This window comes from Limnospira sp. PMC 1279.21, assembly GCF_032349615.1.
Lineage (GTDB): Bacteria > Cyanobacteriota > Cyanobacteriia > Cyanobacteriales > Microcoleaceae > Limnospira > Limnospira fusiformis.
In genome coordinates, this window is the sequence record NZ_JARPLU010000176.1 from 1 (window position 1) to 9,016 (window position 9,016).

The window sequence follows — 9,016 nt, forward strand, 5'->3', positions numbered from 1 at the left end:
ATTTTTTGTTACAAAAGTTAACATAATGACCTAGTGATGGCGATAATGCGATCGCGGTAGATGGGAGGATACGGTAGATGGGAGGATTCTGTATTCGGGGAATATTTTGGCTGAGAATTTGCGTAAATTGTTTGACGGAAATTGATAAATAATTATATTTGCCGACGAAACTTTCCCAGGCGGTGCTAGAGGGAGAAACGGAGGAGTTGGAGCGGACTCTGGACAGTAACTACGGACTGTTCGGGTTAGTAGTCACGAACTGCGAAAGTGCGATCGCCGATTGTCCAGAGCCGGAAATTCATGTCTATATTGGTCAAATCTGACTATATATGACTAGATTCTTGTTGAGACTTTACAATGCTTGGTAACTTTTGTGGATTCGCTATATCCTTGTGATACTGAAAGAATTGACCAAGCAAATTCTGCACGCGGGGACTAATTTGAGGCTGAGATGGTCAAAATTCTGGTGATAGTGATAGTTGGGGTTCTGGGAGCGATCGCTCTTTTGGAACTAGGGTTACGGGTTTTTTTTGGTTTTGGCAATCCTTTGATTTATGTATCTGATGAGGAGATCGGCTATTTATTGGCTGGTGATCAGAGTAGCAGACGATTTGGCAACCGGATTGAGATTAATCAATATTCTATGCGTTCTCATGCGATCGCCCCTACACCAGAAGATAACACTCTCCGGATCATGTTGTTAGGAGATTCTATTGCTAATGGTGGATGGTGGACTGATCAGGATGACACGATTTCTGCCATGATGACACAACAGCTTCAATCCCAACTACCAGTCAAACAGGTGGAGGTTCTCAATGTTTCTGCTAATTCCTGGGGACCCCCGAATCAATTGGCTTATGTTCAGAAGTTCGGTTTATTTGGTTCTCAGATCTTAGTTTTGCTACTCAATACCGATGATTTGTTTGCTAGAATCCCTAATCCTCACATTGTCGGACGCGATCGCAACTATCCAGACCAAAAACCTCCTTTAGCCTTGTTGGAACTGTTTAACCGCTATTTAGGACGCGATCAGCCTATCCCTCCACCTTCTCGCCCACGTCCCCAGGATGTGGTGGCTTATAACCTAGATATGATTAGAGAGCTAAATGCGATCGCTCTTCAACAGGGGGCTCAATTCCTACTGCTGATGACTCCCCTACTACGAGAAATCGGTGAGCCAGGACCAAAGGACTACGAACTTAAAGCACGCTCACGTCTGCAATCGCTTACCCAACAGGAAAATATTAAATTTATCGATTTTCTCCCACCCTTCAACAGCCACCCCGACTCCCCGAGTCTCTACCGTGACCACATCCATCTGAGTCCCCAAGGTAATCAACTCGTAAATGAATTATTACTTGAGCAACTTAATTTATAGTTAAGAGTGCGATCGCCGCTGTTCGTCGATGGGGGTTGCTCTCAGGTTTCTGCATCATCCTCATTTGAGCGGACGATACGTCGGACTCCGACGCGCGCGATACGTGGCACTCCGACGCTGGCGATCGCTTGTTTCGAGAAACCCGGTTTTTTGAAAAAACCGGGTCATCAGCAAATTGGGTTATCAATTACACCGACAGAAAGGAAGTCATGGGATTTATAAATTGAGGGGTCGATGAAGGTTGTTGTCAATGCGAGGCGATGAATTGCTTTAATTAAGTGTTGTTGAAAACATCCCAATCAATTCCCAGTTGTCGCAGTGCAGACCGTAGAGTTCCAATTTTGAGATCGCGACTTCCCCAATCCGGTAACACCGAAGCTTGCCCTGTGTTGGGATTCAACCACTTTCGGTGAGAGCCACCCCCGCGCCGGGGCAATTCTTGACAACCCAATGCTTTCAGTTTTCGGGCCACTTCGCGATACTTCATGAACTCACGACTAAAGTTTCTAGCCACACAGAATGATCGGCATCGGCAACACATAAATTTGGGGGTAAAGTTCGACCCAAATCCTCATAAATCTCGACCACGGCAGCCAGGGCATCCTGAACGTTGGCGAGGGCTTCCTCGGCGGTGTCGCCCTCGGTCAGAAGTTCTGGCAAGAGTGGGGACGTCACAGTAAATCCCCCTTCGGGTTGGGGGGAGAGCAGCAAAGGAACTTTATAAAGCATTGTTTGGAGATTCTCCTTTTGGGTTGAGTTGTATCGAATATTTTCCAGTTTTTATAACGCCTAATTTTAGCACTTGTAGCTGCTTTTAGTCAATGCTTTGAATGAGTGGCGATCGGGGCAAACGAGATAGGTGCGATCGCTCTTCGCGTAGCACAGGCATCTTGCCTGTAGTGGACCGACACGGCTAAAAATGTGCTTTCGCGTAGGGTGGGTTAGGCGGCTCAAACCCATGCTGTGAAAGCCATATATCAATCCGCCGTAACCCACCGTTTAAGGTGTGTCGGTTCAGTATAATCGGGAGCGTCGCTCCCATCGTGTCAACCCCCAGCCCTCATGGCTCCATCGGAATTGCTGACGACAGCGGTTGTGGCGATCGCATTCCGGCGTCCGGACACGACTCGGAAGGTGTTTGATGTGATGCCGCGAGTCAAGCCGTCCGAAGGGCGGGCAATGCTTTGGAAGCTCGAAATTCGTGTTATAATAGATAGCCGTCGAAATTTTAGAGGTGAGTTGATGCGGTCAATCAAGGGAATTTTTAAAGGCGGGTTCTAGATTTTAGGAGTGGTGTATGAATGCAAAGTCCATGTCTACTTCGGAAGCAAAAATTTATAATTACACGGTGATTTGTGAAAAAGAATCAGAGGGGGGTTATCATGCTTTTTGTCCGGTTTTGAAAGGGTGTTACAGCCAGGGAGATAATTTTGAGGAAGCCTTGGTAAATATCACCGAAGCAATGGAATTATATATTGATAGTTTGCTTGAGGATAAAGAACCGATACCTGAAGAGAATCTGATCATCAAGCCTGTCCAGATCCCCCGATGAGTAATTTTCCGACAGTTAAGGCGAAAGATTTTAGATGGTTGAATGTAAAATTTACCTTGATGTTTGTTGTTTGAACCGCCCCTTTGATGATTGGAGTCAAGAACGGATTCGCATAGAAGGAGAAGCTGTCCTCAACATTCTCCATCGAATTAATGCCCAAGGTTGGCAGTTGATTATGAGTTAAACAATTGCAGCAGAACTGGAAAAAATGAGCGATTTAGAAAAATTAGAAAATATCAGAGAAATTTTGAACTTGGCTACGACGGTTGTTGAAATTGACGATGCAATCAATATTCGTTCACAAGAGTTGGAACTATTGGGATTTGGACTGTACGACGCTTTTCATGTTGCCAGCGCTGAAAGGATCAAAGCAGATGTTTTGTTGACGACAGACGATCGCCTGCTGAAAAAGGCAAGTAACAATCAAGATGGATTGCGGGTTAAAGTGAGCAATCCGGTTAATTGGTTGATGACGATTTTTCAACAAGAAGGAGGAATGACTGATGACACCTATTGAATTGAGAAGACAAGGTTATCAAGTTTTAGTTGAGAATCTGGGTCAAATTAATGCGATTCGCTTTTTACAACAGGTGGGATGGGGACATGGCGATTACACGAAAGAACGAGAAAATCTGCTGAAGTCGGTGACGCGAGATGAGTTTTGGCAAGATATTCAGAAAATTAGAAATCGCCGATAGATTGGCTTTTGCTGGTGGATTCCCGCCGCCGATTTTTGAGTCAGAATATAGGGTCAATTTATTATGGTCTTCGCACACGCTACGCGATCGCTCTTCGCGTAGCACAGGCATCTTGCCTGTAGTGGACCGACACGGCTAAAAATGTGCTTTCGCGTAGGGTGGGTTAGGCGGCTCAAACCCATGCTGTGAAAGCCATATATCAATCCGCCGTAACCCACCGTTTAAGGTGTGTCGGTTCAGTATAATCGGGAGCGTCGCTCCCATCGTGTCAACCCCCAGCCCTCATGGCTCCATCGGAATTGCTGACGACAGCCGTTGTGGCGATCGCATTCCCGCACCCGGACACGACGCGGAAGGTGTTTGATGTGATGCGCCGGGTGCAGCCGTCCCCACAGAAGCGCGATCGCGTTAAGCTGGAGAGCAGTTGAAGTGGGAAAAGCGATCGCTCATGTCCAATTTGGCAGTACCGGCAAATCGAAGAAAAGTTTATCTCGAAATGGCTTTGCGTCGATGCCGTCCGGGTCGGGGTAGTAGTCTAGCATTTCTCCAATCGCGAACTTGGAATCATCCCGTGACTGATCTCAGAACAATTATTCAAACGCCTTTTGTTATCGTGGGAGGAATTGCCACTCGGCTTTATATGCCCGAACGCATGACCGATGATTTAGATATTTTAATTTGGGCAGAAAATTCTGACCGCATTTATGGAGAATTAGAACAGGCGGGAAGTCAAAGGGTGGGAGCGTTAAATATTGGCGGGAGTACCTGGCAGTTATCGGATGGAACGATTCTAGACGTGCTGGAATTCGAGCAAGCATGGATTGCCGATGCGATCGCTTATCCCAACTTTTCCCCGGATGGGTTGCCGGTCATTGCATTGCCCTATTTAGTATTGATGAAGTTGCAAGCCAGCCGTTCTCAAGATCTGGCGGATATTAGCCGGATGTTGGGGGGGGCGGATGAAGAGATGTTAAATTCGGTGCGATCAGTTATCGGGATTTATCTTTCGGATGCTTTAGAGGATCTGGAAAGTTTGATCGCCCTGGGTCAATTGGAGATGGGGAATTGAATCCAATGCTTCGGAAATGCAGTATGTGCACACACGCCTTCCGATCGCTCCTTTTCCGGGCATCTTGCCTGTAGAATCGGGAGCGTCGCACCCATCCCGTCAACCCCCAGCGCTCATGACCCCATCGGAATTGCTGACCACAGCCGTTGTCGCGATCGCATTCCCGTACCCGGACACGACGCGGAAGGTGTTTGATGTGATGTGGCGGGTGCAGCGGTCCCCACAGAAGCGCGATCGCTCTACCCACAGACTAGGCGATCGCTCCTTTTCCGGGCATCTTGCCTGTATAATTGGCAGGGTCGCAATCCTGGGCGGAACCGGAGTTATACCGATTGAGGACTGGGGCGATCGCCACTTCTGCTAATATAGGGGGTTATGGGGGGAGTAAGGGGGGATGTCGGCTGGGAGTTGGCGGTTGGCGATCGCTTTGGCGGGTGATATAATTCGGGTTGATGCCTCAATAAATTCTTTCACCGCAGGGGGAGGTGGCAAGGTGCGATCGCATTACATCACAGCCAGCCTACCACTACCCTAGCAGGATTACTGAAATCCAGGGAAATGAGGATGGCGATCGCACAGATTTTAAATATAGACAATGTAAAAATGTTAAATATTATGCGAGATATTTTGGGGCTATCTTAAAAGTTCAATTCCACAGTCATTGTTACCCCGCTTGTCATGGAAAATCTGCCGGTTAACCTAGATAATGAAACTTTAAGACAAATCGATGTTTTATCCAAAAAACAGAATTTGTCTCCTTCTCAAATTGCTAAATTAGCGATCGAATTTTGCTCCCTGCTGCCACCTGCTGTATGGTTAGCCGGTAACGTCGTTTCCGGTGCCGAAAAAGTTGAGATGGCTAATATTGTCGCCCGGGCTATTTTGGAAAGTCAGTACCATGAAGCTATACAAAAAATTCAACCGCAGCTAAATAAGGAGTGGTTAGATTCTTTGGTAACTGAAGACGATATCCTTGATGCTGCAGTTAAGCTAACTCAAGATGACTGAGACTTTAAGGTTGTGCTTGGATCTGAATATTTGGTGTGCGGCTCTGTTAGCTTCGGTGAAGGGAAGAGAGGGAACTTCTTGTCAAACTTTGGTGGACATAGTTCGACAGGGCAACTGTTTGGTTGGAAAAGTCGAGATCGTCATCTCTTGGGGAATGTTGAATAGGTTGCAAGAGGTTCTGGAAAATCGACCGGAACTTCAAGTTTTGCGGGATGATGCGGTTTTTTATGTTGAGTTAATACGCAGTTATGCTCAATTAAGCCCGCAATTAACTTTGGGAGGAACGGGAATTATACCGATTGAGGACTGGGACGATCGCCACGTTTTAGAAACTTCTATTGCGGGTGATGCAACTGCTTTGGTGACGGGAAATTTTAGGGATTTTCTGGTTAAGGATTTAACGGTAATTATTCCACAACGTCATGGCATTTATAGGTCTGCAAATCGCTCTTTTCATTTGGTTCATCCTTACTTGATGATGAATTGGATTAATCGGGGTCGGGTTCCTTCGGTTTCTGATTTTTAACTGAGGTTAGTCAAATAGCTAATGTGTGGTTGGAAAGATTATTGCGTAGGTCTGGTTTTGGGGATGGAGATAACTACTGAATAGGATTAATTCAATGACTAAATTAGTGGTTTTAATTACCGGAGTTTGAGGCGGTATTGGCAAGGCAACTGCCCAGTTTGTTCACCCCCAAGTTTGGTATGTGGTGGGGGTTCAGCCAGGCAATATGTCCGCTCCTGTAGCGGAAATGGATAGGTTTTTTCAAGCTGATGTCCCGGATGTTTCTGCCTGGGAGGAGATGGCTCAAAAGTGGCGAGGTGAGGTGGCTAGGGTGGATGCGTTGGTCAATAATGCGGCCGTCATGGTTGGTCAGCCTGGTAGTGGAAACGACACGCCAGCAGTGGGAGGGGGTGTAGTGGGTGAATTGCCTCGCTCTATTTTGCCGTGTGTCAGTTGGCCGCGTGGGGGTGCGGTGGTGAATGTCAGTCCTGTTCATGCGATCGCCACTTCTGCTAATATACCCGCTTATGGGGGGAGTAACGGGGGGATGTGGGCTGGGAGTCGGCGGTTGGCGATCGCTTTGGCGGGTGATATAATTCCGGTTGATGCCTCAATAAATTCTTTCACCGCAGGGGGAGGTGGCAAGGTGCGATCGCGAGATTGAGTACCCAGTAAAAAGGAATCTCCACATTAATCCCACATTGTTAGGAGGTCAAACGTGGTTGCAGTGAATCCAGCGGTCACAAAAGTTTCCTTAGAGGATTTTTTAAAACTTCCTGAAACCAAACCTTATTCTGAATATCTCGATGGAGAGATAGCACAAAAACCCATGCCGCAGGGAGAACATAGTATTATCCAAACCTATCTATCTGCCAGAATCAATGACATTGGCAAAGCGAACAAGGGGGCTTTAGCATTCACAGAGTTAAGGTGTACTTTTGGCGGACGTTCTCTGGTGCCTGACATTTCTGTTTTCGCTTGGGAACGCATCCCTAAGACGGAACAAGGAAGAATTCAAAATCGCTTTGAAGTTTATCCAGATTGGGTGATTGAAATTTTATCTCCTGAGCCATCGGCAAACCAGGTAATTAAAAAGATTATTTTTAGTCTGAAGCAGGGAACAGAGTTGGGATGGTTAATCGACCCCAAAGATGAATCAGTGATGATATTTCAACTCAATCAATTGCCAGATATCCCCTCAAAACAGGAATTTTTGCCGGTTTTAGAGAGTGTTAAAGAGATGCAGTTATCGACTACGGAAATTTTTAATTGGCTGAAAATTGAGTGACCGAATTCAATGTGATGGCGGCGTGGGGGTGCGGTGGTGAATGTCAGTCCTGTTCATGCGATCGCCACTTCTGCTAATATACCCGCTTATGGGGGGAGTAAGGGGGGATGTCGGCTGGGAGTCGGCGGTTGGCGATCGCTTTGAGGGGTGATATAATTCCGGTTGATGCCTCCATAAATTCTTTCACCGCAGGGGGAGGTGGCAAGGTGCGATCGCATTACATCACAGCCGGCCTACCACTACCCTAGCAGGATTACTGAAATCCAGGGAAATGGGGATGGCGATCGCTTTTTGAAAACCATCCACCGCCTCTTCTAGCTGACGGCTCCGCAGCAGTTGATTACCCCTCACTAAATCCCTGACTCCCCAGAATCAAGTCTATATAGACCGGTTGGATTCACCCAGGGATTATACCATCATCAGGATATTCTTGCCAAGGATTTTAATCAACCCACAATCAACTACACTTGTCAAGTACGGATAACCGAATGCTTTATTCCGGCAAACCGAATGCCGCTGGCTCTAGGTAATGCGATCGCCGCCCTCCGTATGGGAGCTAAACTTCCCAATCTTCTATTCTCAACTCCGAGACTCGCTCAAATTCTCTTGTATTATGAGTGACCAATATTAAATGATTGACAATGGCTCGCGCCGCCATCAGCAAATCATAGGGGCCGATTGGCGTTCCCAAACTTGCCAAGTTGTTTCTGATTTCTCCCGCCTTTTTGGCGGCTCTATCATCCCCAGGTAAGGAGACAAAAAAATCTAAAAATTCTTGTTGCCTTGCCAAGTTTGGCGGCGGATTTCCACTCCGCATCGCCCCATAAAATAACTCAAATTTCACCACGGAACAAACGGCGATATCTGTCGGATCGATCGCTTCTAATTTGTTCGGTGAGAAGTTGCGATCGCCGATTCAAATAGATGGCGACAACGTTGGTATCTAGTAAATACAGCACTTGAATTTATCGAGTTGCGAACAGTTCTTCGGGCGGATCGTCCAATTCCGCAGAGACTCCTTCTTCATCGATGATGATGGGAGCATCCGCACAACTGCCCCAAGTTTTTTCAAAGAAATCTGACGGCCATTTGGGGTGTTTGGTTGCTTTCTCTTGCCGTGGGGGTGTCGTCGCTTGGAATAGGACCAAGACCTCGAGTTCGGTGTTCTTGACTTCGGAGGGCATCTGCACTTTTAAGATGCCATCTTCTCCGATATGGGTCGCCAAACGAATGTTTTGCATGGGGGGCGATCGGCATTTGATGGGCTATGATGCTTTGATTGTATCACCAACGCTTGTAGCACAGGCATCTTGCCTGTATAATCGGGAGCGTCGCTCCCATCCCGTCAACCCCCAGCGCTCATGACCCCATCGGAATTGCTGACGACACCTGTTGTTGCGATCGCATTCCCGTACCCCGACACGACGCGGAAGGTGTTTGATGTGATGTGGCGGGTGCAGCGGTCCCCACAGAAGCGCGATCGCACCGGATATTGACTCCTGTAACTCAGTCGGCGCC

Annotated in this window: 19 protein-coding genes; 13 read left to right on the forward strand and 6 right to left on the reverse strand. The window is 47.3% G+C overall.

What is annotated here, in order from left to right; all coding sequences use genetic code 11:
- Positions 1-158: 158 nt before the first annotated feature.
- Both P5683_RS20120 and P5683_RS20125 read left to right on the forward strand, forming a co-directional pair.
- On the forward strand, positions 159-323 hold the full coding sequence (locus P5683_RS20120; RefSeq protein ID WP_006622250.1) for a hypothetical protein: 165 nt from the start codon (positions 159-161) through the stop codon (positions 321-323).
- A gap of 128 nt (positions 324-451) precedes the next feature.
- Complete coding sequence (locus P5683_RS20125) at positions 452-1,378, forward strand: SGNH/GDSL hydrolase family protein (RefSeq protein WP_006622251.1); 927 nt, start codon at positions 452-454, stop codon at positions 1,376-1,378.
- Positions 1,379-1,652: 274 nt separating this feature from the next.
- Here P5683_RS20125 and P5683_RS20130 read toward each other — a convergent pair whose 3' ends face one another.
- On the reverse strand, positions 1,653-1,919 hold the full coding sequence (locus tag P5683_RS20130; RefSeq protein WP_315640116.1) for a type II toxin-antitoxin system HicA family toxin: 267 nt from the start codon (positions 1,917-1,919) through the stop codon (positions 1,653-1,655).
- A complete protein-coding gene (locus P5683_RS20135; protein ID WP_228116437.1) occupies positions 1,862-2,053 on the reverse strand; it encodes a type II toxin-antitoxin system HicB family antitoxin in 192 nt (63 codons plus the stop codon). The genes P5683_RS20130 and P5683_RS20135 overlap by 58 nt, the downstream gene beginning before the upstream one ends.
- 622 nt (positions 2,054-2,675) lie before the next feature.
- On the opposite strand from P5683_RS20135, the gene P5683_RS20140 reads away from it, so the two are divergent.
- The 11 genes from P5683_RS20140 to P5683_RS20190 all read left to right on the forward strand — a co-directional run bounded on the left by P5683_RS20140 (position 2,676) and on the right by P5683_RS20190 (position 7,498).
- Positions 2,676-2,930 carry a type II toxin-antitoxin system HicB family antitoxin gene (locus tag P5683_RS20140; protein WP_108615131.1) on the forward strand — a complete coding sequence of 85 codons (255 nt, stop codon included), beginning with the start codon at positions 2,676-2,678 and terminating at the stop codon, positions 2,928-2,930.
- 34 nt (positions 2,931-2,964) lie between these two features.
- Positions 2,965-3,114, forward strand: coding sequence for a hypothetical protein (locus P5683_RS20145; RefSeq protein ID WP_315640117.1), 150 nt, complete (start codon positions 2,965-2,967; stop codon positions 3,112-3,114).
- A 24-nt stretch (positions 3,115-3,138) separates the two neighbouring features.
- Positions 3,139-3,447, forward strand: coding sequence for a PIN domain-containing protein (locus P5683_RS20150; RefSeq protein ID WP_315640118.1), 309 nt, complete (start codon positions 3,139-3,141; stop codon positions 3,445-3,447).
- Positions 3,434-3,628, forward strand: a complete 195-nt coding sequence (locus tag P5683_RS20155; RefSeq protein WP_006622257.1) for a hypothetical protein — start codon at positions 3,434-3,436, stop codon at positions 3,626-3,628. Before P5683_RS20150 ends, P5683_RS20155 begins: the two co-directional genes overlap by 14 nt.
- Positions 3,629-4,052: 424 nt before the next feature.
- On the forward strand, positions 4,053-4,697 hold the full coding sequence (locus P5683_RS20160) for a hypothetical protein (protein ID WP_228116436.1): 645 nt from the start codon (positions 4,053-4,055) through the stop codon (positions 4,695-4,697).
- Positions 4,698-4,722: 25 nt separating this feature from the next.
- Entirely contained in the window at positions 4,723-5,061 is a 339-nt protein-coding gene (locus tag P5683_RS20165; RefSeq protein WP_315645553.1) for a hypothetical protein, read from the forward strand.
- Between the two features lie 30 nt (positions 5,062-5,091).
- Positions 5,092-5,232 carry a hypothetical protein gene (locus P5683_RS20170; protein ID WP_155839099.1) on the forward strand — a complete coding sequence of 47 codons (141 nt, stop codon included), beginning with the start codon at positions 5,092-5,094 and terminating at the stop codon, positions 5,230-5,232.
- Between the two features lie 143 nt (positions 5,233-5,375).
- Positions 5,376-5,705, forward strand: a complete 330-nt coding sequence (locus P5683_RS20175; protein WP_006622262.1) for a hypothetical protein — start codon at positions 5,376-5,378, stop codon at positions 5,703-5,705.
- Positions 5,698-6,231, forward strand: coding sequence for a putative toxin-antitoxin system toxin component, PIN family (locus P5683_RS20180; protein WP_187758546.1), 534 nt, complete (start codon positions 5,698-5,700; stop codon positions 6,229-6,231). The genes P5683_RS20175 and P5683_RS20180 overlap by 8 nt, the downstream gene beginning before the upstream one ends.
- Positions 6,232-6,415: 184 nt before the next feature.
- On the forward strand, positions 6,416-6,874 hold the full coding sequence (locus P5683_RS20185) for an alcohol dehydrogenase (protein ID WP_315640124.1): 459 nt from the start codon (positions 6,416-6,418) through the stop codon (positions 6,872-6,874).
- A 54-nt stretch (positions 6,875-6,928) separates the two neighbouring features.
- Complete coding sequence (locus P5683_RS20190) at positions 6,929-7,498, forward strand: Uma2 family endonuclease (protein ID WP_187758547.1); 570 nt, start codon at positions 6,929-6,931, stop codon at positions 7,496-7,498.
- A 222-nt stretch (positions 7,499-7,720) separates the two neighbouring features.
- On the opposite strand, the gene P5683_RS20195 is transcribed toward P5683_RS20190, so the two are convergent.
- The 4 genes from P5683_RS20195 to P5683_RS20210 form a co-directional block, all read right to left on the reverse strand.
- Complete coding sequence (locus P5683_RS20195; protein ID WP_315644913.1) at positions 7,721-7,849, reverse strand: hypothetical protein; 129 nt, start codon at positions 7,847-7,849, stop codon at positions 7,721-7,723.
- A gap of 205 nt (positions 7,850-8,054) precedes the next feature.
- The gene (locus tag P5683_RS20200) at positions 8,055-8,345 is read right to left on the reverse strand and encodes a PIN domain-containing protein (RefSeq protein WP_315640123.1); all 291 of its coding nucleotides are present in this window, start codon (positions 8,343-8,345) and stop codon (positions 8,055-8,057) included.
- Complete coding sequence (locus tag P5683_RS20205) at positions 8,332-8,457, reverse strand: hypothetical protein (protein ID WP_260378521.1); 126 nt, start codon at positions 8,455-8,457, stop codon at positions 8,332-8,334. Before P5683_RS20205 ends, P5683_RS20200 begins: the two co-directional genes overlap by 14 nt.
- 6 nt (positions 8,458-8,463) lie before the next feature.
- Positions 8,464-8,739 carry a hypothetical protein gene (locus P5683_RS20210; protein ID WP_006622271.1) on the reverse strand — a complete coding sequence of 92 codons (276 nt, stop codon included), beginning with the start codon at positions 8,737-8,739 and terminating at the stop codon, positions 8,464-8,466.
- Positions 8,740-9,016: the final 277 nt, after the last annotated feature.